Consider the following 22,114-nt stretch of genomic DNA (forward strand, 5'->3'; position numbering starts at 1 on the left):
GAGCGGATTCAGGGGCCCGGACCATTGGTCCGGGCCCCTTCGCGTACCCCCAGTCACCCTCCGGGCCCGCCCTCAAACGCCGGACGGCCCGGACGTTCCCGGGCTGACCAGGACCTTCACGTGGTCCGCCGGATGTGTGAGCGTCTCCATCGCCGCGCCGACACCGGCGCGGCCCACCGTCCCCGTGATCAGCGCCGCCGCGTCCACGCCGCCGGCCGCGATGCGGTCCAGGGTGCGGGCGAACTCCCGCGGCGGATAGGTCATGCACATGGTGACCGTGATGTCCTTGTAGATGCCGACCACGGGACGGAAGACGTCCTCCGTCATGCATGCGCCGATCAGCAGGACCCGGGTGGTGCGCGGGGCGCGGTGCAGGATCGTGTCGAGCATGCCGGGCCGGCCCGAGCACTCGTACACGGACAGTGACTGCCCGGGGGCGCTCTCCTGCCGCCAGACGTCGAAGGGGTCGCGCGTGGCCGGATCCACCACCGTGTGCGCTCCGAAGCGCCCGGCCAGTTCCCGTCGGCGCGCGGTGGGCTCCGAGACGACGACCGGGGCCACGCCCCGCTCGACGAGCGCCGCGGTGGCGCCCAGGCCGATGGGGCCCGCGCCCAGGACCACGGCGCCCGAGCCCGGGGCGGGGTCCGCCCGCGCCACGTTGCCGAAGCCGACGGCGAGCGGCTCGGTGAGGGCGGCGACGTGCGGCGGGACGTGGTCGGGGACCGCCACGAGCGCGGCCTCCTGCAGCGTCATGCGCTCCCCGAAGCCGCCGGGGAAGGTCGTGGAGTAGCCGATCGTGCGCAGGGTCCCCGAGGCGTCCAGGGCCCAGGGCAGACCGACGACGACCTTGTCCTGCCACGGCCCCGGGCTCAGCACGCGCGCGCAGAACTCGTGGCCCATGACCAGGTCCGCGTCCGGGTCGAAGAGGAAGGCCGCGGTGTCCGAGTCGCGGGAGGCGGCCAGGAAGTCGTCCGTGTGGCGGGCCGCCGAGAGGTCCGAGCCGCAGATGCCGGTGGCCAGGGTCTCGGCGCGCACCTGCCCCGGCCCCGGCGCGGGCGGCTCGGGGACGTCGTCCTCGACGAAGCGCCCCGCGCGCAGGACCGCCGCCCTCATGGCGCGTCCCCGGCCGCTCCCGGCCCCGTCCCGGCCCCGGGGCCCGTGTGCGCCCGCCCGGCCCCCGCGGGGTCGCGGACGGCCGCCTCGATCGCCTGGTGCGTCACCCGCATGAAGCGCTCGCTGTGTGCGCGGGCCCACTCCATGGACGCCCGCCGGTCCCGGTTCGCGCCGGTGAAGTGCGGCACCACGTACTCGGCGAACAGCTCGTAGCTGCGCCGCTTCGCCTCCGGCGTGCTCATCGGCAGGTCGAGCAGGAGCAGCGTGCCGAAGCCGCCGGACGCCCCGGCCAGTGCCTCGATACGGGCGATCGCGTCCGCCGGGGTGCCGACGGTCGCGACGCCGAAGATGGGGAACCCCTCGTGGGTCCAGCGGTCGACCGCGTCCGCCGCCCGGTGCCCCCAGGGCAGCGTCGTACCGGAGAGCCCCTCCAGGTAGCGGACCATGTGCAGCACGCCGTACGCGGCCTGGGCGCGCGCGTCGGCCGCGCTCTCGGCCAGGTGCATCGGCACGACGAGCCGCCAGGCCGCGCGGTCGGGGGTGTGGCCGTGCTCGGCGCAGGACTTCTCGTACGCGGCCCAGTTGCCGTTCAGCGCGGCGAACCCGGCGGGGTCGGCGGCTGCCAGGGAGAGCAGGCCGATGCCGTGCCGGCCCGCCTGCACGGAGCCGGACGGCGAGACCGTGGACGCCACCGCCATCTCCACGCCCCCAGGCGCGAAGGAGCGCAGCTGGAGCCTGGCCTCGGCCAGCTCGAACCAGTCCGTGCGCCGCGTGACCGTCTCCCCGCGCAGCAGCCGGACGACCGCGTCCAGCGCCTCGGCCATCATCGCCCGCTGCCGCATCGGGTCGATGCCCATCATGAACGCGTCCGAGGCGAGCTGGCCGGGGCCCGCGCCGAACATCACGCGGCCCCGCGTCTGGTGGTCGAGCTGGCGGATGCGGTCCGCGAGGATGAGCGGGTGGTGGTACGGCAGGGAGTTCACGCCGGTGCCGAGCCGGATGCGGCGGGTGTGCTCGGCCGCGGCGGCGATGAAGACCTCCGGCGACGCGACGGTCTCGTAGCCCGCGGAGTGGTGCTCGCCGATCCACGCCTCGTCGAAGCCGAGCCCGTCGAGGTGGCGCACGAGGTCGAGGTCGCGGCGCAGATGCAGCGCGGGGCTGCCGTCGAGGCCGTGGTACGGGGCGATGAAGGTGCCGAAGCGGGTGGGGCCCTGGTGATCCATGCGGACGCCTTCCGTGGACGATGACACCGGACGTAACATCGAGCACTCGAATTCTTACGTCCTATACCGGGGCGTCGAAGAGGTCAACAGGCGTGAGGGGGAGCTGCGTTGGAGACTCCGCGCACCCGTCGGCGCACGGACGGCTCGCCCAGCGCGCGCACCCTGCTGCTGACGGTCCTCGGCGAGTACGTGCGCCATGCGGGCGAGGCGCGGGTCTGGTCGCGTGCCGTCGTCGACGCGCTGGCGGCCTGCGGGACCGGCGAGGCGGCGACGCGGCGGGCGCTGGCCCGGCTCGTGGCCGAGGGCTGGTTGGGCACGGAGCGGGCGGGCCGCTGGACGGTCCTCGTCCTGGAGCCGCGCCTGGTCGCGCTGCTCACGGCGTGGACGCGGCGCCTGGAGCGCGCGACCGGGGAGACGCCGTGGCAGGGCGCGTGGCAGCAGCTGGTGCTGCACGGGCCCGCGCAGGGCCGGGCGCTGGTCGAGGAGCAGCTGGCGTTCGAGGGGTTCGGGCGGCTGGGTCCCGGGGTGTGGATCGCGGCGGACGCGGGGGGCGTGGCCGCCCTCGATGCGCTGTTGCGGGAGCAGGGCGTCGCGGCGCACGCGACCTGGCTGGTCTCGCGCGCCGACGACGACGGGGAGCTGGTCGGCCGGGCCTGGGACCTGGCGGCGGTGCGGGCCGCGCACGAGGCGTTCGTCGGACGCTTCGCCGGAGTGCGCGCCGGCACGGACGAGGAGGCGTTCGTGCTGCGCACGCGGCTGGTGCACGCGTGGCGCGGCACGTTCGCACGGGACCCGCGCCTGCCGGCGGCGCTCCTGCCGCCGGGGTGGCCGGGGCTGGTGTCGACGAAGCTCTTCGTCGACACCTGGCGTGCGCTGCGGGGCCCCGCCGACCGCCACTGGCGGCGGCTCGCGCGGGACCCGCGCGGGTGAGTCACTCCCCCGCCGTGTACCCCTGGGCCGCGTCGGCCGCGCCGGGCTCGCGCACGACCTTCATGCCGCCGACCGCCTTCTTGTCCGGCTGCAGGATCACGCTCTCCTTGGAGGAGGGCGCCTTGGGGTCGGTGAAGTCCTGGGCGACCCCGAAGCCCGCGTCGAAGTCGTCGATCGTCAGGAGGGCCTTGTCGACGCCCTCGCGCGTGAGGTCCTTGGCGGTGCAGGCCTTCTTCAGGGCCTCGCCGAACAGGGACGCCGCGGTCCAGCCCGCCACGACGCCGTTGTCCAGGGAGTCCTTGGGGTGGGCCTTCCGGTAGTCGGCGACGAGCTTCTTCGCGGCGGCCGTGTCCGCGCCGATGGGCAGCGTCGGCGAGGCGACGTAGTAGTTCTTCGACAGGGCGGGTCCCGACTGGGTGGCGAGGAGCTGCGGGGCGAACGCCGAGTTGTTGCCGATGACCGGGACGTCGAAGCGTCCGGCCGCCGCGACGCCGACCAGGGACGCGGCCTGGCGGGGGCCCGCGCTGATCACGACGGCCTTGACGCCCGCCTTCTTCAGGGCGGAGACCTGTGCGGTCATGTCGTTGTCCGTCGGCTTGATCTTCTGTTCGACGACGGTCAGCCCGGCCGCCTTCGCCATGTGCTGCGAGCCCTTGAGGGCGCTCTCTCCGTAGTCGCCCTCGAAGTAGACGTGGCCGAGCTTGTCGCCCTTCTTGAGCCCCTTCTCCTTCATCAGGAAGTCGATCGCGTTGATCGTCTCCAGGTCGTACGTCGAACCGACCACGCGCACGTACGGGCTGCCCAGCAGGTTCGACGACCAGGCCTGCGGCAGGACGAGGCCCTTGTTGCCGTCGACGCGCTGCTTGACGGCGGCCACGAACGGGGAGCCGATGAACTGGGCGAAGCCGAGGACCTTGGGCTCCAGCTCGGTGTAGGCCGCGACGGCCTTCTGCGGGTCGTAGCCGTGGTCGCGGACGGTGAGCTTCAGCTTGCGGCCGCAGATGCCGCCGTCCGCGTTGGTCTGCTCGACGTAGAGCTGCTGGGCCTGGGTGACGCTCTTGCCGAGGGTCGCGTAGACGCCGGTCATGTCGGTGAGCACGCCGAGGTCGATGGTCCGGCCCGTGACGCCGTCACCGGTCTTGACCCCGCCCGCACCGCCGCCTGGGCCGTCGTCGTCCTTCGCCTTGGAGCTGCACGCGCCGAGCGCGAGAAGCGCCGCGAGGACCGTGACGGCCGCCGTGGTGCGGGTCCCGGTCGACCTGGTGGTCCGTGTGTTCATGCTTCCTCCCCTGGAGTGCCTGGAGTTGCCTTGCTGCGCCGGTCGGCGATGCGCACCAGGCCGCCGGGCAGGAAGAGCACCACCGCCACGACGGCGGCGCCGTACAGATAGCGGGACGCCTCGCCCGGCGAGATCCCGCCGGTGCCGGGCGCCGAGACGAGCGGCAGGGCGTCGCTGTACCTGCTGAGCAGCTGGGGCAGCAGGGAGACGAGGGCGGCGCCCGCCACCGCTCCGGCCACCGAGCCGAGCCCGCCGATGACGATCATCGCGAGGTACTCCAGGGAGAGCGTCATGCCGAAGTAGTCGGGCACGGTGCGCTGGAAGACCAGGGCGAGCAGGACGCCGGCGAGGCCCGCGTACATGGACGACAGGACGAAGACCCCGGCGCGGTAGCGGGCCACCGGCACGCCGATGACGCCCGCGGCGACGCGGTGGTCGCGGATGGCGTTCATGGCGCGGCCCGGACGGCCGCGCAGCACGCCCCGGGCGAACAGTCCGCAGCCGAGGAGCAGCACGAGACCCGCGTACCAGAGCTTCTCCGCGGCGCCGAACGGGACGGCGGCGACGAGGGTCTCGCTCTCGTCGAAGGTGACGCCGAAGAGGTTCAGGGGCGGTACGTCACGTCCGTTGGAGCCGCCCGTCAGGTCGTGCGCGTTGAAGAGCACGTGCTGCCCGATGAAGATCAGCGCGAGCGTCGCGATGCCGAGGTAGGCGCCGCTGAGGCGGCCCGCGATGGGGCTGAAGAGGCCGCCCGCGAGTCCCGCGATCGCCACCGCGAGGGTCGCGGCGAGCCAGGTCGGCAGGCCGAGCCCGGTCAGTCCGTCGCCGCCGTCCCCGGCCAGGACGCAGTACCCGTACGCCCCGACGGCGAGGAAGAAGGCGTGTCCCATGGACAGCTGGCCGGTGGCGCCGGTGAGGAGGTTGATGCCGATCGCGCCGATGGCGGCGGCCATTGCGAACAGGCCCGCCTGGAGCCAGAAGCGGTCCAGGTAGAACGGCACGGCGAGCAGGACGACGGCGCAGACGGCCCACAGGTAGGTGCGGGGGCGGCCGAAGGGGGTCCGGCGGGCCGTGGTGGCGGGTGCGGCGGCTTCGGTGACGTCAGACACGGGCGAGCTCCTTCGTGCCGAAGAGACCGGCGGGCCGCATCAGCAGGATGGCGGTCATGACGAGGTAGGGCGCGAGGTCGCCGAGTCCCCGGCCCAGGAAGCTGAGTTCGCTCTGGTAGCCGGTGGCGAGGGACTCGGTGATGCCGACCACCAGGCCGCCGACCAGGGCGCCGGTCGTGGAGTCGAGGCCGCCGAGGATCGCGGCGGGGAACGCCTTCAGCGCCGCGAGGGACGTGGCCCGTTCGAGCCCCGGGGTCGGGAAGACGGTGAGGAAGAGGGCGGCCACGGCGGCGAGCGCGCCGGCCACCGCCCAGGCCCCGAGCGAGACCCTGCCGAGCCTGACGCCCATCAGCGCGGCGGTCTCCGGGCTCTCGGCGGCGGCCCGCATCGCCACGCCCCACGAGGTGTACCGGAAGGCGAGGAGGAAGACGGTGATGAGCAGCGCGGCCGCGACGAACGCCGCGATGCGGGTGTGCGCGAGCGAGATCGGGCCGACGGTCAGGACGTCGTCGCCCCAGGGGTCGCCGAGCGGCAGGACGTCGGTGCCCAGGCGCCGGGTGAGCTCGGTGGTGAGCAGGATGTCGACGCCGATGGTGACGATGGCGAGCACGCTGTGGTCGGTGCCGCGGTAGCGGCGCATGACGAGGAACTCGACGGCCGCGCCGACCACCGCCGCCCCCGCGATGCCGACCAGGAGGGCGGGCCAGAAGCCGAGGTCGTCGTGGAGCGAGGCGGTGAGGTAGCCGCCGGCCAGGAGCAGCGAGGCGTGCGCGAAGTTCACCACCTCGGTGGCGCGGAAGATGACGACGAAGCCGAGGGCGATGAGGGCGTAGACGGATCCCAGCGAGACGCCGTTGAGCAGGAGTTCGGTGAAGGTGGTCATCCCCGGGCCTCCCCTTCGCCCGGCCGGCCGGTCCGGGGTCCGGTGTCCCGCGGGCCGTCCGGTCCGCCGTCCTCGCCCAGGTAGGCGCGGACGACCGCCGGGTCGCGCTGGACGTCCGCGGGTGCGCCGGAGGCGATCCGGCGTCCGAAGTCGAGTACGGTCACCGCGTCCGCGAGCCGCATCACCACCCCCATGTCGTGTTCCACCAGGACGATCGAGATGCCGAGGCTGTCGCGGACGCCCGCGATGACGGCCGCGGTGCGCCGCCGCTCGTCGGCGGTCATGCCGGCGACGGGCTCGTCGAGGAGCAGCAGGCGCGGCTCCATGCACAGGGCGCGGGCGAGCTCGGCGAGTTTCTGCTGGCCGTAGGGCAGGGCGCCCGCGGGCTGGCCGAGTTGGCGTTCCAGGCCGACGAACGCGGCGATCTCGCGGACGCGTTCGCGGTGGCGGCGCTCCTCGCGGGCGGCCGAGGGGAGCCGCAGGCCCGCGGCGACGAAGCCGGTGCGGGTCAGCCGGTGGCGGCCGAGCAGCAGGCTGTCGGCGACGGTGGCGCGCGGCGGCAGGGCGAGGTTCTGGAAGATCCGGGCGACGCCGAGGCCCGCGATGCGGTGCGGTCGCATCCCGGTGAGTTCGTGGCCGCCGAAGCGGACGCTGCCGCCGGTGGCGCGGTAGACGCCGGACAGGACGTTGAAGCAGGTCGACTTGCCCGCCCCGTTGGGCCCGATGACGGCGTGCACGGTGCCGGGGTCGACCGTGAAGCCGACGGCGTCCAGGGCGGTGAGCCCGGCGAAGCGGACGGTCAGGCCGGTGACTTCCAGGGGTGGCACGGACGTGCTGGCGTCCGGCGCCGTGACAGGGTCGTACCCGCTCATGAGGTGGCCTCCCAGCGGGGCAGGGCGGGCAGGGCGCCCAGGCCCCGTGAGGCGTCGTCGGCGGCGTCCTCGTCGACCACGCCCAGGTAGCGGCGGCGCACCTCGTCGGAGGCGGCGAGGTCGTCGGCGGGCCCGGCCAGGGCGACCTCGCCGACGTCGAGGACGTACGCGGTGGAGGCGAGGCGCAGCGCGAGGGCGGCGTTCTGCTCGACCAGGAGGACCCCGGTGCCCTGGGCGTTGATCTCCCGGATGGTGTCGGCGATGCGGGCGGCCATCAACGGCGCCAGTCCCAGGGACGGTTCGTCCAGGAGGAGCAGCCGCGGGGAGGCCATGAGGGCCCTGCCGACCGCGAGCATCTGCTGCTCGCCGCCGGAGAGCAGTCCGGCGCGCTGGGCGCCGCGGTCGGCGAGGACGGGGAAGAGGTCGTGCACGCGCCGCAGGGCGTCCGCCTTGGCGGCGCGGGACCCGGTGGAGCCGAGCGCTCCCGCGCGCAGGTTGTCGGTCACCGTCATCCGGGCGAACACCCGCCTGCCCTCGGGCACCTGGGAGATCCCGGCGGCCACCACCCGGTCCGGCGCGAGGCCGTCGACGCGCCGCCCGTCGAAGTGGATGCTGCCCGAGGTGAGCGTCCCGCCCTGGAAGGAGAGGGTGCGCGAAACGGCGCGCAGCAGCGTGGACTTGCCCGCGCCGTTGCCGCCGAGCACGGCGACGACGGCCCCTTCGGGCAGGTCGAGCGAGACCCGGCGCAGCGCCCGCACGGGGCCGTAGCCGACGGACACGTCCCGCACGACGAGTCCCGTCCCGCGCCCACCGGGACCGGCCTTGCCTGTGCCTCCCACATCGGACCAACCCACGTGCCGTCCCCTCGTCCCGCACGGCCCGTCCGCCGTCGCGTGGCGCTCACCCCAGCACCGCGGGACCGGCCCGTCCACGGGCAGCCGGGGAAACGCTGCGGGAGACCAGCGGGGACGCCCCCCGGTTGTGCACGCGCACAACACCGCGTGTCAGGGGCCTGCGGGCGGCGCCGGCCGGTGGCATCCTCCGCAGCAACGCCGTCCCGACGGCGACCTGGAGCGCGCGGCGGCGGGAGGGGAACGATGACCGGGCCCACGAACGGGCGCAGGCCTCGGACCGGGCACGACTGGAAGCTCCTCAAGGAGGCGTGCACGGCTCTCCTGCCCCGCCTGCCCGAGCTGGTCGACGAGCACCTGCGCCAACTCGTCGAGCACTCCACGGTGTACGGCCGTGTCCTGCCGTACGACCTGCAGTGGCGGGAGGCCGAGGAGGCCATGCGGATCGGCATCGAGACGATCTCGGCGCCGCGGGCCTCGCCGCGCCGCGATCTGGAGTACGCGGAGGAGGCGGGCCGGCGCCGGGCCCACCAGGGGCTGCCGCTGGACCTGTTGGTGCACGCGTACCGCTCCGCGGGCTATCTGGTGTGGGACTCGCTCCTGGAGGGCACGGCGGGCAAGGAGCCCGAGAAGCTGGCGGTCCTGATGCGCTCGGCGACGATGGTGTGGTCGGCGGTGGACGCGCAGGCAGCTGCGGCGTCCGACGCGTACCGCGCCACGGAGCTCGAACTGCGCCGGCGCACGGACGAGCAGTCGCAGGCGCTGCTCGACGCGCTCCTGGAGGGCCGTTCGGCGCCCGGCCTCGCGGCGCGGGCGGCTGCCGCGCTCGACCTGCCCGAGCAGGGCCCGTACGCCGTGGTGGTGCTGCGCGTGGAGCGGCGCGACGGGCGCGAGACGTTCCACCGGCAGATCCAGCGGGCCGGGTTCCGCTTCATCTGGCGCATGCGGACGGACTGCGAGGTCGGCGTGGTCGCGCTGGGGGCGGCGGAGCAGGGCGAGGCGGGCGGCCTGGACGGGCTGGCCCGGCTGCTCGACGGGCGGTGCCCGGGGCCCGGCGGGATCAGTCCCGTGGTCGGCGGCCTGGCGGAGCTGGGGCATGCGCGGCGGCTCGCGGAGCTGGCGCTGCGCACCTGTCCGCCGGACGCGACCGGGATCGTACGGCTCGACCGGCGGATGCCGACGGCGCTGGTGGTCAGCCAGCCGGAGCTGGCGGGGCGGCTGGTGACGGACGTGCTCGGCGAGGTCCTGACGCTCGAACCCGCCGACCGGGCGGTGCTGTTGGAGACGCTGGACGCGTGGCTGGCCTGCGAGGGGTCGGCGGGGCGGGCCGCGGGGCGGCTCTACTGCCACCGCAACACGGTGTTCAACCGCCTGCGCCGCCTGGAGCAGTTGACCGCGCGGTCGCTGACCCGGCCGCGGGACCTGGTGGAGGTGGCGCTCGCGGTGGAGGCGCACCGGCTCGCGCAGGGGGCCCGCCCGGCGTGAACCGGACGGGCCCCTGTGCGCGGTGCCGGTCAGGCGCTGATCAGGTCCTGGAAGGCGGTGGTCGTCTCGGCCGCCGACCTGCCGAAGGGTGCGTCGAAGTTCCAGACGAGGAAGAGCAGGAAGGCGATCAGGGCGCTGAACGTCCCGGCGAGCAGCAGCTCTCTGGACGAGCGTCTGATCTGCAGCATGAAGATCAGGCCGACGGTGACGAGCGCCCCGGCGACCAGGCCGAACCAGACCACGCCGGGCAGGGTCTCCTCCGCGTTGTCCGCGCGGGCCCTGCGGGCCTCGTCGGCGGCGGCGACCTGGTCCAGGAGCGGCTGGTAGGTCTGTGCCTCCAGCTCGCTGGCGGGCGGGCGCGCGGCGATGTCCCTGCGCAGGGTGTCCAGGAGCTCGCCGCCCCGGTCGGTGAGCTCGTGCTCCTCGATCATGCGCGGCCACTCGACGGAGGTGACGTGCTCGCTGTAGCGCCGCACGTCCTGCTCGATGCGCTCGCGCTCCTGCGCCGGGTAGACCTGGGCGCGGCTGTTGATCTCGTGCAGCGCCTGCGCCTCCTGGCGGGTGCCGTCCTCGGCGGCGCCGCGGGCCTCCCAGACGCCGGCGATGGCGAGGCCGAGGACGATCGCGTAGACGACGCCGACCATCATCACCATGTACTCGAGCACGTCGGGGGTCTGGCTGGGGTCGTCGTCCTCGGGCACGCGGCGGTGCCGGAGCACGGTGACGGTCAGCACGACCGCGCAGGCCAGCACCATGGCAAGGCCGAGTACGAACCATTCCGTCACGATACGAACCATTCGGTCACGAGGGGCCTCCGGAGGGCGGGTTGGGGCGGGAGCGGGCACCGGACGCGGCGGAGCGGGACCGCGGGCGCAGCAGTGCGGCGGCGAGGACCGCGGGGGTGGTGACGACCATGGTGGTGGTGACCATGGACCGGCCGCCCACGCGTTCCGCCGCCTCGGCGGCGCGGTACCCCGGCGCCCCGAAGGACGGCCGGGGCGGCGGGGCGGGCGCGGGCCGTGCGGGCCGCGCCCGGGACTCCAGGCGTACGGGGACGAGGAGCTCGCGCACGCGGGGCGGGGCCGGGCGCTCCGGGGGCGCGGGGTGCGCGGCGGGCGCGGGGGGCGCCGCCGGCGGGCCGGGGTGCGGCTCGGGCGGCTCCGGGCGGTGCGGGCCGGGGTGCGTCGGCCGCGTCGGCGGGGAACCCGCGCGCGCGTCGACGGCGGGGCGGGGCGCGGTCCGCGGCGCCGCGTCGGGCTCCGTCGCCCCGGCACCGCCCGGCAGGTCCTCGCGGCAGATCTCCAGCCGCTCCGACAGGGCGACACCGAGCGCCTCGACGTGCGCGTCGACGGTCAGGCCACCCACCGGACACAGCGTCGCGACGACGCCGAGACCGCCGAGCCGCACCCAGCCGGTCAAGATCGACTCCTCATCACGCCCTGAAGAAACGATCACGTGCCCGGTACGACACGGGTGGGGGCGTGGGGCGTATGAGTGAGCGGGGGCAAATGGGGCGAAGGGGCGCGACTCGGGTGGGACAGCCACTACGGCAGCCGCCCTGCGGAACCGCCGATGGGGCAGCCCCCGGAACCGGCGACGGGGCGGAGCGCGTCGCCCACGCGGCGGGGCGCCCGGCCCGGGGCGGGGCCGGGCGCCCCGGAGGCGCTGAGGGGGCGGGTCAGGCCAGGAAGTCCCGCGCGATGCCTTCCGCGACGGTCTCCAGGATCGGGCCCGCCTCCGCGATGCAGCGCTGCACGTCCAGCTCGACGTCGGTCAGGGCGTACGCGCGGCGGATGCCCGCCTTGCCGAGGACCTCCGGGGCCAGGGCGAGGCGGCCGCAGACCGCGACGACCTCGACGCCCGCGGCGCGCGCGGCGGCGGCCACCCCCGCGGGGGCCTTGCCGTGCAGCGTCTGCTCGTCGAGCGAGCCCTCGCCGGTGATGACGAGGGTGGCCCGCTCCAGCGCGGGCGCGAAGCCCAGCACGTCGAGCATGACCTCGATCCCGGGCCGGAAGCCCGCCCCGAGCCCGACCAGCGCGCCGTACCCGATGCCGCCCGCCGCACCCGCGCCCGGCGACTGCGCGTACTCGGCGGCCTTGGGGCCGATGGCCTTCTCCAGGACCGTGGCGAAGTGGGCGAGCGCGGCGTCCAGCGCGGCGACGTCCGCGGGCTCCGCGCCCTTCTGCGGCCCGTACACCGCGGGCGCGCCCTTCGGCCCGGTCAGCGGGTTGTCGACGTCGCTGGCCAGGACGATCTCGACGTCCTTCAGGCGCGGGTCGAGGCCCGACAGGTCGGCCGTGGCGAGGTCCTTGAGCGGGCCGCCGCCGGGCGCGACGGGGTCGCCGTCCGCGTCCAGGAAACGCGCGCCGAGCGCGGCCAGCATGCCGGCCCCGCCGTCGGTCGTGGCGCTGCCGCCGACGCCGAAGACGATGGTGCGGGCGCCCGCGTCGAGCGCCGCGCGCAGCAGCTCACCGGAGCCGTACGTCGTGGACGTGAGCGGCGCGAAGACGCCGTCGGGGAGCAGCTGGAGGCCCGAGGCCTCGGCCATCTCCACCACGGCGGTGCCGTCCTTCAGCGCGTACGCCGCCGTCACCTCGGTGCCCAGCGGGCCCGTGACGCGCACCTCGCGGCGCTCGAAGCCGCCCGCGACGGCCGCGGCCACCGTGCCGTCGCCGCCGTCGGCCACCGGCAGCGCCTCGACGGCGACGTCGGGGGCGATCCGGTGGAGCCCGGCCGTCACCCGCTCGGCGACCTGCACGGCCGTCAGCGAGCCCTTGAACTTGTCCGCGGCGATGAGCACGCGCCGCGCACGCTCGTCCCGAGCCTGCGCCTGCTGGCCGTGTCCCGCCGTCCCTGCAGCGTCCGCCACCTTGGTTTCCCCTTGCTTTCCGGGCCTTGCTCGCGTCAAGGCAGTCGCGCCGCTGCGACCATAACCGCAGACAGGGCCCCCTGCCCATGGCCGACCGGGGCGCGAGACGGCGCGTCCCGGCGAAAAATCCCCCGATATCAGCCCATAGTGGTGCGCCATGAGCACGGAAATGATCGATCAGCCCCACCCCGGCGACGGCCCGCCGGGCCCTCCCCCGCCCGGCGGCGAGTCCACGGGCGGCGCGCCCCCGGACGGCTCCCCGGACTTCGTGGTCGTCGGCGTCGGCGTGGCCGCCGTGCTGGGGGTGGTCGCCTGGGCCGCGCTCGGCAAGAAGTCCTTCGACCGCGCGTCGGACACCGCGCTCGGCTGGGTCCTGGACAACTTCGCCTGGCTCTTCGTCATCGCCGCGGACGTCTTCCTCGTGCTGTGCGTGGTCCTCGCGCTCAGCCGCTTCGGCCGGATCCGGCTCGGCACGGACGACGCGCGGCCGGAGTTCACCAACCTCGCGTGGATCGCGATGATGTTCAGCGCGGGCATGGGCATCGGCCTGATGTTCTACGGCGTCGGGGAGCCACTGACCCACTACCTGAACCCGCCGCCGTCCTCGGGCGTGGAACCCCGCACCGGCGGCGCGGCCCGCACGGCCCTGGAGTACTCCTTCTTCCACTGGACGCTGACCCCCTGGGCGATCTACGGCATCGCGGGCCTCGCGCTGGCCTACGCGGGCTTCCGCAAGGGCCGCGGCAACCGGCTCAGCTCGGTCTTCGTGCCGCTGCTCGGCGCCCGGCGGGCGGCCGGCTGGCAGGGCAGGGTCATCGACCTGCTCGCGGTCTTCGCCACCGTCTTCGGCACGGCGACCAGCCTGGGCGTCGGCGCGCTGCAGGTCGCCACCGGGCTCAACCTCACCACCGGCGTGGAGAGTTCGACCACGCTCCAGCTCATCATCATCGTGTCGCTCGGGGCCGCCTTCGTGCTCTCCGCGTTCTCCGGGGTGCACAAGGGCGTCAAGTGGCTCAGCACCCTCAACATCATGCTGGCCGCCTGCCTGATGCTGTTCGTGTTCGTCCTCGGCCCGACCGTCTACGTCCTGGACGCGATCCCGGCGAGCGTCGGCGGCTACCTCCACCAACTGCTCCCGATGGCCTCGCGCACGGGCGCGTTCACCGACAGCAGCTGGCTGGGCGCCTGGACGATCTTCTACTGGGCGTGGTGGCTGTCCTGGGCCCCCTTCGTCGGCACGTTCATCGCCCGCATCTCGCACGGCCGCACGATCCGCGAGTTCCTGATCGGCGTGCTGCTGGTGCCGAGCGGCGCGACGATCATCTGGTTCTGCGTGATGGGCGGCACCGGCATCCGGCTCGACGCGACCGGCAGGGTCGACATGGCGGAGAAGGTCAAGGAGGGCGCGGAGGCCTCGCTCTTCGCGATGCTGGACGCGCTGCCGCTCGGCACGGTCACGTCCTGGGTCGCGATGCTCCTCGTCATGACGTACTTCGTCACCAGCGCCGACTCCGCGTCCCTGGTGATGGGTTCGCTCAGCAGCCGCGGCTCGCTGCACCCGCCGACCTGGCTGGTCGTCACGTGGGGCGTCCTGATGGCGGCGGTGGCCGCGGTGCTCCTGGTCGCCGGCGGCCTCGACTCGCTGCAGAGCGCGACGATCCTGGTGGCACTGCCGTTCGTCGTGGTGATGCTGGCGCTGTGCTGGGCGCTCCTGAAGGAGCTGCGCGAGGACCCGGGCGCGGGCCCAGCGCGCGGCCACGCGCTGCACGGACTGCGGGACGCGGTGCGCACGATGGTCGGCGAGGCGATCACCGAGCAGACCCCGGACCGCCACCACCGGCTGCGCCGGATCGCCAAGTCCCGCAGCCAGGACGGCGACTGACGGACCCTCTTCGACTGCGGCGTCCGGGTGGGGCGGTGGGGCCGCGTCCGGGCGGGGCGGCGGGGCGCGCCCGGTGCGACGGAGCCCACCCCACCGCCCCACTGCACCGCCCCTCCTCCCGCGCCCCGCCCGGACGGGAACCCGGCCGCGCGGAACCGCCCCGGATTCGGTAGACCCGACAGATGGCTTCGACGGAACACGGATCAGCGAACTGGCGTCCCGTACGGTGGCGTTGGCCGCACAATGACTCCATGCCTGAGTACCTGGAACTCGACCTGGCCGGGGCCGCGCTGCGCGTCGAACTCGCCGATGTGGGACAAGTCAGCGAAGCCGGCGCCCTCCCGGCGGAGTTCGGCGTACCAGGGGCCGTCTCCACCGGAGGACGGGTCACGACCCTGGCCGCCGACGCGCTGCGGGCCACGCTGAAGCCGCTCGGCCCGCTCCTGGACGAGGTGCACGCGTCGGTGTCGCGCGCCGAGCACCCTCCTGAGGAGTTCACCGTCGACTTCGGCATCGAGGTGGGCAAGGATCTCAAGCTCGGCCTCGTGGGGGTCAAGGGGACAGCCACCATGACCGTCTCGGCGACGTGGCGTCGTACGCAGGAGCCAGGCACCGGAGCCGATGGAACGCCCGGCGGCACCACCGGTACGTAGCCGTGGGCTGGTTCAGGGAGACCCGGACGCCACAGGCCGTCGCCGTCCTCGGGCAAAACTGCGACACGGCCGTCGGCGCGGCCGCGCTGCTCTCCCCAGGCCGGGTACTGACCTGCGCGCATGTCGTCAACCAGGCGTTGGGACAGCCCTTGTTGAGCGGCACGAGGCCCGCGGACGAAGTGCTCCAGGTGGGATTCGCGCGGCGCACGGTCCGGATCAAGGCACAGATCGAGGTGTGGGTGCCGCCGCGGCACACCACCGCGGCCTGGCAGGGCGACCTGTGCGTGCTCCGCCTCGCCGAGCCCGCGCCCACCGGCGCCGCCCCCGTCGTCTGGACCGAGATGACGGCGGGGCAGTCGCTGCGGGCCTGGCACGGCTGCGGGGATCCGATCACCTTCGCCGACACGGTCCTCAAGCTCCTCGACGGTCAGGTCGGTTACCTGGACGGGCCTCTGTCGGGCGCAGCGATCGGCCCCGGGTTCAGCGGCGGACCGCTGTGGACCGACACGGGTGACAGCGCGGCCGGACTCGTCGTCGGACAGCTGGGCCAACCGGAAGCCCCCACCCACCCCGGCCAGACCCTGCGGCGCACCTGGGCGCTGTCCTGGCAGGCCGTACGCGAGCAGTTGTACGCCGTCGGGGCGGGCGACGTCGTGGCCGACTGCCGCACCACCCGGACCGCCCCGCAGGACGATCCGGTGGCCGCCGAGCTGTCCGACCTGCTGCGGTCGTTGCTGCCCGGCGGGGCGGCGCGAGCCGAGCACGCACGACGGCTCGCCACCGAACTCGGCCTCACCGCACCGGTGGACGGTTCGGCACCGAGCGTCGAGGAGCTGACCGCCGTACTGCTGACCCGGCACCGCGCGCTGCCCACCCTCAGCGAATCCCTGCTCACCGCAGGGCCCGGCGGTGAGCGCCCCGACCGGCTCACCGCACTGCTGGGCACCGGACGCGCCGTCGACGCGGCCGGCCTGCTGTCCCGCGGCGAGCACGCCTTCCTGGAAGGACAGCTGGAACTCGTCGTCCTGACCGACCCGACCCTGCCCGCCCGCGCGGCCCAGGAGGCACTGCGCTACACCCCGCTCCCACCGGCCCTGTGCACCGCGCGGCTGCCGCCGGGGGCACTGGCCCAGGTCATCTCGGACCTGGAGCAGTACCAGGACGGTGGAAGCGTGCCGGCGGGAACACCACGCGTGCCCGCACTCGTCCATCTGGTGGAGTTCATCGCCGCCGCTGTCGGCGGCCTCCTCGGCGAGCGGCTGAGCCGCTGGAGCGAGCGGGTCTGCGCCCGACTCGGCGTCCACCCTGCGGCACGTGACCAGCGCAGGGCCGACGCCGCGCACTGGGCGGACGCGCGGACGCCCCCGGTCACCCGCCTGCTCGCCCGGCTCACCAGGAGCGAGCCGGAGGGCGAAGGGGCGGAACGGGCCGAGCGCTACCGGTGCAGGCTCTGGCAACAGCACGCGGACGGCTCGGTGCGCCGGCTGGAGACGGGGGCGGGAGACGCCCCGTTGTCACCGGAGCAGGTCGGTGCGCTGATCCGCGAAGGCGCCGAGCGCTCCGGCGACGGGCTGCCCGCCGTGGACATCGAGGTCGACCGCGCGGGGCTCCACCTGCCCGTCGACGAATGGGACGCGGGCAGCCCCAACGAATTCGTGCCGAGTCTCCCCCTCGGCGCGTCCTTCCCGCTCACGCTGCGCTGTCCGGAGATGAGCCGCCGGGTGCCACGCCGGGAGGTGGAGCACCGGCGCCGCTGGGGCGACGGACACGGCAGGGTGCTGGTCATCGACCCGAGCTGCGCCGACGGCCGACAGGTCGCCGCGCTGCTCAACTCCACTCACCGAGACGCCAATCACGTCGTCCTGCACGGCCCGCCCTCGCTGCGCGCACAGCTGCTCGACCTCTGCCTGGCCCTCGGCGTGCCGGTGGTGCTCTGGGACCGCGCGGCCGAGGACCACGACCACGCTCACCGCCTCGACCCTCTGGCGCCCACCGGCCGGCTGCAGGAACTGCCGTTCAGGGTGCACCGGTTCAGAGCGACGGCCCTGCCCGACCCCGCCGGTTTCCCCGTGCGCCCCTCCCTCGTGTGGGAGGACCTCGCGTGGCAGGACCGGCCGGAGGGCGGCCACGAACCGAGGCTGACGGATCCCGATGCGACGCGCCCACTCTCCGACGAAGGAGCACGCAGTTCATGACGGCACCCCAGGTACCTGAGGCATCCCGGCCCACCGGAAAGGGCGACTGGCGACTGTTCCGCGGGGACGGCGACGCCCGGCAGGTGGAATTCCCCGAGGCACCTCCGTGGCGCCGCTTCGGCCCGGCGGACGGCACCCGCAGACCCCGCCCCTACCTGATCGGACCCGACGAGTCGGAGGTGGTCAACGCCGCACTGCTGCTGCGCCGTCCGCTCCTGGTCACCGGGCACCCCGGGACGGGAAAGTCCTCCCTGGCCCACGCGATCGCGCACGAACTGACCTTGGGGCGCGTACTGACGTGGCCGGTCAACAGCCGCTCGACGCTGCGGGACGCGCTCTACGGCTACGACGCGATCGGTCGGCTGCGCGAGTCCAACCTCCGCCGCGAGACCACGGGATCCGACGGTGCGGGCGAGGGCCCCGACATCGGTTCGTACGTCCGCCTGGGGCCGCTCGGCACCGCGCTGATCCCGAGCGGGCGCCCGCGCGTGCTGCTCGTCGACGAGCTGGACAAGGGGGACATCGACCTGCCGAACGACCTCCTGACGGTCTTCGAGGAGGGTGAATTCGAGATCCCCGAACTGGCCCGGCTGCCCGACGACCAGGCGCAGGTCGACGTCCTCACCGCGGACCCGCAGGTACGGGCTCCGGTGACGCGTGGCAGGGTGCGCTGCTCCGAGTTTCCTGTCGTGGTCATCACCAGCAACGGCGAGCGTGAGTTCCCGCCCGCGTTCCTGCGCCGCTGCGTGCGCCTTGACCTGGCGGAGCCGGACGAACAACGGTTGCGCGACATCGTCGAGGCCCACCTCGGTGCCGCAGCCCTCGACGGAGTCGACGACCTGCTGCAGAGCTTTCTGGGCCGCCGCGCCCCGGGCGAACTGGCCACCGACCAACTGCTGAACGCCGTGTTCCTGCGGCGGGGCGGCCTCGACCTGCCGCCGGGTGCCCTGCTCGACGCGGTGCTGCACCGGCTCGGCGGGGTGGTGTAGGCGTGCGGGACGAACATCCCGCACCCCCGGTCGACGAGACGCGCGGGGAGTCCGCCGGACATGACCGCTCCGAGCAGCTGCGCCGGGCGCTGACGGTGTTCGCCCAAGGGGGCGTCGACCTCGCTCAGGAGGAGCTTCTCGACGTGTTGTGGCTGGCGGCGCGGCTGCCTCCGGGGGCGTCGACCGGCCTGGCCCGGTTGTCGGGGACGGTCGTTCCCGCCCGGTCGGCCGTCGGTGACGACCAAGGGCTGCCCTCGTGCGAGGGTCCGACAGCGCCCCCGTCCGCCACCGAGATCGGCGCGGCGCCGCGGGAGCCGGCCGAGGCTCGGGCCCGCGTTCAGCGACCCGAAGCCACCGGGCCCCTGCCGGAACACGGTCGGCGGGCCGCCCCCGAGGCGATCCCGGACGCGACGGCCCAGCACACCGCGACGGCCGACCGCACCCCTCTGTACGGCGGTGCGACCCGCGACGCGCGGGACGATGCCGTCCCCGTCCGTTCCGTCCGCGCGCCAGGAGCGCGCGCCTTCGGCTCACGGCAACTGCAACTGGCCCGTGCGCTGCGCCCCTTGAAGCAGACCGTGGCAGACCGCAGTCGATGGGAGCTCGACGAGACGGCCACCGCCGAATCGACGGCCCACAGCGGCCTGACCGACGCCGTGCTGCGCCCCGCCCGGGCGCGCTGGCTCGATCTGACGCTGCTCGTGGACGACGGCGCCTCCATGCTTCTGTGGCAGCAGCTCACCCTGGAGACGCGGCTGCTCCTGGAACGCAGCGGCGCCTTCCGGGACGTACGCGTGCACGGCCTTGACACCCGCACACCGGGCGCCCCACTGATCAGCCGTCGTCCCTTCACGCCCGGCACCGCCGCGCTGCCGCCCGCGACGGTGACCGACCCCGGCGGCAACACCCTGATCCTTGTGCTCAGCGACGGCATCGGCGCGGCCTGGCACAACGGACGCATGCGTGAGCTGCTGGGTCAATGGGCGAGGTTCGGCCCGACGGCCGTCCTGCACGCGCTGCCCCCGCACCTTTGGGACGGATCAGGCATCCGCGCGGAGTCCTGGCGGGTCACCAGCCGGCGGCGCGGCGCACCCAACCTCACCTGGGATGTGGCGGATCCCGTGCTGCTGCCCGGGCTCGCCGCGTTCGACGACGTGGCGGTACCGGTGCTCACACCGGAGCCGGGTGCGATCGGGGCCTGGGCGGATCTGCTGGCGTCGCCCGGGGCGAGCACCGTGCTGCCGCTCCTTCGGGCCCCCTTCACCAGGGCGCCGGAAACGCCTCCCGCACCCGATGCCGAGCGCCGAGTCCTGCGATTCCGGGACACCGCGTCCCCCACGGCATACCGGCTCGCCGCCCATCTCGCCGCCGTCGCACCGGCGTCCGTTCCGGTGATGCGTCTGGTGCAGGAGGCGCTCGGCCCGGACGTGAACACCGGGCACTTGGCCGAGGTCTTCCTGAGCGGACTGCTGCGCCGCTGCGACGACACCGCCCTCGCCCCGCAGCACCGGAGCTACGACGTCACGACCGGAATCCGCGACATCCTGCTGGGTGCCGCCCCCGTCCGCGAACTGCTGCGGACAAGCCGCACGGTGACGGACCGGCTGGGCGACCTGACCGGCCGATCGGCCGACTTCCCGGCGTGGCTCGCCCACCCGGACGGCACGGAACGGGCCGGGCACGAGGGCCGGCCGTTCGGCTGGTTGGATGCGCGGCTGCTGCGCAGGCTCGGGGTGGGCACGGCCGGCGGGACGCTTCCCGCGCCACCCACAGAGCTCGAACCCCCCGAGTACGTCGACGCACCGGACTCACCGTGGCTTTCGCTGCTGCCGCACCATCCCCGCCGGGTGGGCCCCTGGCAGCTGTTCGCCCGGCACGTGAACGCGCGGACCACCAGCGGCATGTTCCTGGGCCGGCGATCCGAGGGAAACGTCGCCGCCATCCGGGTGACCCGCGCACGCTCCGTGCGTGGCGCCTCCCTGCACCGACAGGCCGAGGCACTGCGCGTGCTCCGCGGAGCACGGGCGCCCCGGCTGATCGAAGTGGACGCCGCCCCCGAGCCGTCCTGGCTGGCATGCGAACTCCACCTGACGGACGGGCGGCCGACCCTGAGCCTGGAGAGCACCGGTTCGGACGGACGCCGGTTCACCGATCCCATGGAGTTCGCCCGGCTCGGCCACCGCCTGGCCACTGTCCTCGCGGACGCCCACGTACGGGGTTTCGCGCACGGCGACTTGACGGCGCGGCGCGTACTGCTCGCCCCGGACGGCGACGTGTGTGTGACCGGCTGGTGCGTGCAGGAGCACGCGGACGGCATCGCGCACGACATCTCCAAGCTGGGCCTCACCTTGCTGAGCGCGTCGGGCGACGCCGTTCCCGCGCCCTTCAGGGACATCGTGCGGCGATGCTCGTCGCCGCTGCTGCACGAACGGCCCAGCGCGGACGAAGTCGCCACCCACTTCGGCACGTTCGTCGCCGCCCAGGCCTACGCCCCCGCGCCGCGCGGTTCGCACGAGACCTCTCTCGCCGTGCCCATCGGCCGCGACCAGCAGGGCACCGACGTCGTGCTGGACTTCCGCGCCATGGGCCCGCACGGTGTGGTCCAGGGGACGGGCACGGATCGTTCCACCCTCCTCGAGGAGATCGTCGGTGGTCTCGCCGCACGGCTCTCCCCGGCCGAGGTCCGGTTCCACCTGCTCGACTCGACCGACCGGTTCCTTCGTTCGGCGCGGACCAGCACGCTGCCGCACCTGGTGACCGGCACCACCCCGACGCTGGAATCCGCGCTCGGTGCCGAGCTCGAACGCCGTCGCGAACTGACGTCCGCCGCACGTGCGGCGGGTGCCCCGCGTCCGGCCCTGGCCAGCCTGATCGTGGTACGCGAGGCGGCGGAGCCCCCGGGGGGGCCGGGCGGACTCGACCAACCCGGCGTTCACTACCTTCTCCTCGAAGGGCCCGGGCGGGGTCCGGTCGGCCTCGACTTCCGCATCGACCTCGCCGCACCCGGCGGCCCGGTCCTCCACTACGCGGGCGCCTCACGCGACTTCCCCTTTCGGCTGCCGCTCCCGCAGCGCCTGCCCCAAGAGGCGCAGCTCGCCGACCAGTTCGGCAAGGCGATGTCCTTCGCCCGCCCGGGAAAACAACACGAGACGCTCGGTGTCCTGGAGCGGATCAGGGCCCGCCAACTCGAATACCTCGGCCCCGACCACCCCCAGGCACTCGCCACCCGCTGCGAGATCGGCCGTCTGGAGCTCGCCCTGGGACGCCTCGACGAGGCCCTGGAGTCCTTCTCCGACTGCGCGACGGGCCGCGACACCGTGCTCGGCAGGGAACACCCCGACACCCTGGTCGCACACCAACTGCGCGCCTACGTGCTCCACCACCTGGGACGCCACAAGGAGACGTACACGATCTGCCGCACCGTGCTCCGCCTGTGGGAGAACATCCGGGACAGGGAGCACCCCGACACGTTGCTGTGCCGCCACAATCTCGTCGTCGCCCTGAACGCGATGGGACGGTACCGGGAGGCCGTGCCCGAGGCGCAAGCCACCCACAGCGGGCGTCGGGCCGCTCTCGGCAGCGAGCATCCGGACACTCTGGCGAGCGGCCACGAACTGGCCGTGGCGCTCAGCGGTGCCGGGCAGGAGGCCGAGGCCCTCGCTGTCGCGGCCACCGTCCACGAGGCGCGCTCACGCGTCCTGGGCTCCGATGACCCCGCCACACTCGCGACACTGCGGATGTTGCCGGGCGCCCGGGCGCCCGAGCTCTGACCGCTCCCCCG

Annotated in this window: 17 protein-coding genes; 7 read left to right on the forward strand and 10 right to left on the reverse strand. The window is 74.3% G+C overall.

Going from position 1 to position 22,114, the window contains the following annotated elements; all coding sequences use genetic code 11:
• Positions 1-72 precede the first annotated feature (72 nt).
• Together ACFYXE_RS36425 and ACFYXE_RS36430 are read right to left on the reverse strand one after the other, a co-directional pair.
• Positions 73-1,113, reverse strand: coding sequence for a zinc-binding dehydrogenase (locus ACFYXE_RS36425; protein ID WP_389320272.1), 1,041 nt, complete (start codon positions 1,111-1,113; stop codon positions 73-75).
• Positions 1,110-2,336 (reverse strand): LLM class flavin-dependent oxidoreductase, encoded by a 1,227-nt coding sequence (locus ACFYXE_RS36430; protein WP_389320275.1) that lies wholly within the window; start codon positions 2,334-2,336, stop codon positions 1,110-1,112. The genes ACFYXE_RS36425 and ACFYXE_RS36430 overlap by 4 nt, the downstream gene beginning before the upstream one ends.
• Before the next feature lie 108 nt (positions 2,337-2,444).
• Between ACFYXE_RS36430 and ACFYXE_RS36435 the strand changes: the two genes are divergently transcribed.
• Positions 2,445-3,266: a PaaX family transcriptional regulator C-terminal domain-containing protein gene (locus tag ACFYXE_RS36435; RefSeq protein WP_389320278.1), complete on the forward strand. Its 822-nt coding sequence runs from the start codon at positions 2,445-2,447 to the stop codon at positions 3,264-3,266.
• A 1-nt stretch (position 3,267) separates the two neighbouring features.
• Here ACFYXE_RS36435 and ACFYXE_RS36440 read toward each other — a convergent pair whose 3' ends face one another.
• The 5 genes from ACFYXE_RS36440 to ACFYXE_RS36460 are packed head-to-tail and all read right to left on the reverse strand — an operon-like array spanning position 3,268 to position 8,197.
• Positions 3,268-4,545 (reverse strand): ABC transporter substrate-binding protein, encoded by a 1,278-nt coding sequence (locus tag ACFYXE_RS36440; RefSeq protein ID WP_389320281.1) that lies wholly within the window; start codon positions 4,543-4,545, stop codon positions 3,268-3,270.
• A complete protein-coding gene (locus ACFYXE_RS36445; protein WP_389320284.1) occupies positions 4,542-5,654 on the reverse strand; it encodes a branched-chain amino acid ABC transporter permease in 1,113 nt (370 codons plus the stop codon). Before ACFYXE_RS36445 ends, ACFYXE_RS36440 begins: the two co-directional genes overlap by 4 nt.
• Positions 5,647-6,537, reverse strand: coding sequence for a branched-chain amino acid ABC transporter permease (locus ACFYXE_RS36450; protein ID WP_361176624.1), 891 nt, complete (start codon positions 6,535-6,537; stop codon positions 5,647-5,649). The genes ACFYXE_RS36445 and ACFYXE_RS36450 overlap by 8 nt, the downstream gene beginning before the upstream one ends.
• Positions 6,534-7,409: an ABC transporter ATP-binding protein gene (locus tag ACFYXE_RS36455; RefSeq protein WP_389320288.1), complete on the reverse strand. Its 876-nt coding sequence runs from the start codon at positions 7,407-7,409 to the stop codon at positions 6,534-6,536. The genes ACFYXE_RS36450 and ACFYXE_RS36455 overlap by 4 nt, the downstream gene beginning before the upstream one ends.
• The gene (locus ACFYXE_RS36460) at positions 7,406-8,197 is read right to left on the reverse strand and encodes an ABC transporter ATP-binding protein (protein ID WP_389320291.1); all 792 of its coding nucleotides are present in this window, start codon (positions 8,195-8,197) and stop codon (positions 7,406-7,408) included. The genes ACFYXE_RS36455 and ACFYXE_RS36460 overlap by 4 nt, the downstream gene beginning before the upstream one ends.
• A gap of 309 nt (positions 8,198-8,506) precedes the next feature.
• On the opposite strand from ACFYXE_RS36460, the gene ACFYXE_RS36465 reads away from it, so the two are divergent.
• Complete coding sequence (locus ACFYXE_RS36465) at positions 8,507-9,745, forward strand: PucR family transcriptional regulator (RefSeq protein ID WP_389320294.1); 1,239 nt, start codon at positions 8,507-8,509, stop codon at positions 9,743-9,745.
• A 29-nt stretch (positions 9,746-9,774) separates the two neighbouring features.
• Here ACFYXE_RS36465 and ACFYXE_RS36470 read toward each other — a convergent pair whose 3' ends face one another.
• The 3 genes from ACFYXE_RS36470 to ACFYXE_RS36480 all read right to left on the reverse strand — a co-directional run bounded on the left by ACFYXE_RS36470 (position 9,775) and on the right by ACFYXE_RS36480 (position 12,545).
• Positions 9,775-10,530 carry a hypothetical protein gene (locus tag ACFYXE_RS36470; protein ID WP_361176618.1) on the reverse strand — a complete coding sequence of 252 codons (756 nt, stop codon included), beginning with the start codon at positions 10,528-10,530 and terminating at the stop codon, positions 9,775-9,777.
• 16 nt (positions 10,531-10,546) lie between these two features.
• Entirely contained in the window at positions 10,547-11,164 is a 618-nt protein-coding gene (locus ACFYXE_RS36475) for a hypothetical protein (RefSeq protein ID WP_389320298.1), read from the reverse strand.
• 259 nt (positions 11,165-11,423) lie between these two features.
• Entirely contained in the window at positions 11,424-12,545 is a 1,122-nt protein-coding gene (locus tag ACFYXE_RS36480) for a glycerate kinase (protein ID WP_389320378.1), read from the reverse strand.
• A 226-nt stretch (positions 12,546-12,771) separates the two neighbouring features.
• Here ACFYXE_RS36480 and ACFYXE_RS36485 point away from each other — a divergent pair, with 226 nt between their 5' ends.
• The 5 genes from ACFYXE_RS36485 to ACFYXE_RS36505 all read left to right on the forward strand — a co-directional run bounded on the left by ACFYXE_RS36485 (position 12,772) and on the right by ACFYXE_RS36505 (position 22,103).
• Positions 12,772-14,496 (forward strand): BCCT family transporter, encoded by a 1,725-nt coding sequence (locus tag ACFYXE_RS36485; RefSeq protein WP_389320301.1) that lies wholly within the window; start codon positions 12,772-12,774, stop codon positions 14,494-14,496.
• A gap of 251 nt (positions 14,497-14,747) precedes the next feature.
• Positions 14,748-15,149 carry a CU044_2847 family protein gene (locus ACFYXE_RS36490; protein WP_389320304.1) on the forward strand — a complete coding sequence of 134 codons (402 nt, stop codon included), beginning with the start codon at positions 14,748-14,750 and terminating at the stop codon, positions 15,147-15,149.
• Between the two features lie 2 nt (positions 15,150-15,151).
• Positions 15,152-17,344 carry a trypsin-like peptidase domain-containing protein gene (locus ACFYXE_RS36495; RefSeq protein WP_389320307.1) on the forward strand — a complete coding sequence of 731 codons (2,193 nt, stop codon included), beginning with the start codon at positions 15,152-15,154 and terminating at the stop codon, positions 17,342-17,344.
• Positions 17,341-18,333, forward strand: coding sequence for an AAA family ATPase (locus ACFYXE_RS36500; RefSeq protein WP_389320310.1), 993 nt, complete (start codon positions 17,341-17,343; stop codon positions 18,331-18,333). Before ACFYXE_RS36495 ends, ACFYXE_RS36500 begins: the two co-directional genes overlap by 4 nt.
• Positions 18,334-18,335: 2 nt before the next feature.
• Positions 18,336-22,103, forward strand: coding sequence for an SAV_2336 N-terminal domain-related protein (locus ACFYXE_RS36505; protein ID WP_389320313.1), 3,768 nt, complete (start codon positions 18,336-18,338; stop codon positions 22,101-22,103).
• Positions 22,104-22,114 lie beyond the last annotated feature (11 nt).

This window comes from Streptomyces sp. NPDC002564, assembly GCF_042889645.1.
Taxonomy (GTDB): Bacteria; Actinomycetota; Actinomycetes; order Streptomycetales; family Streptomycetaceae; genus Streptomyces.

Bases quoted from the DNA above. Each gene is read 5' to 3' on its own strand.
- ACFYXE_RS36425 (WP_389320272.1), bottom strand. From the start codon at position 1,113: ATGAGGGCGGCGGTCCTGCGCGCGGGGCGCTTCGTCGAGGACGACGTC.
- ACFYXE_RS36430 (WP_389320275.1), bottom strand. From the start codon at position 2,336: ATGGATCACCAGGGCCCCACCCGCTTCGGCACCTTCATCGCCCCGTAC.
- ACFYXE_RS36440 (WP_389320281.1), bottom strand. From the start codon at position 4,545: ATGAACACACGGACCACCAGGTCGACCGGGACCCGCACCACGGCGGCC.
- ACFYXE_RS36450 (WP_361176624.1), bottom strand. From the start codon at position 6,537: ATGACCACCTTCACCGAACTCCTGCTCAACGGCGTCTCGCTGGGATCC.
- ACFYXE_RS36455 (WP_389320288.1), bottom strand. From the start codon at position 7,409: ATGAGCGGGTACGACCCTGTCACGGCGCCGGACGCCAGCACGTCCGTG.
- ACFYXE_RS36465 (WP_389320294.1), top strand. From the start codon at position 8,507: ATGACCGGGCCCACGAACGGGCGCAGGCCTCGGACCGGGCACGACTGG.
- ACFYXE_RS36485 (WP_389320301.1), top strand. From the start codon at position 12,772: ATGAGCACGGAAATGATCGATCAGCCCCACCCCGGCGACGGCCCGCCG.
- ACFYXE_RS36490 (WP_389320304.1), top strand. From the start codon at position 14,748: ATGCCTGAGTACCTGGAACTCGACCTGGCCGGGGCCGCGCTGCGCGTC.
- ACFYXE_RS36500 (WP_389320310.1), top strand. From the start codon at position 17,341: ATGACGGCACCCCAGGTACCTGAGGCATCCCGGCCCACCGGAAAGGGC.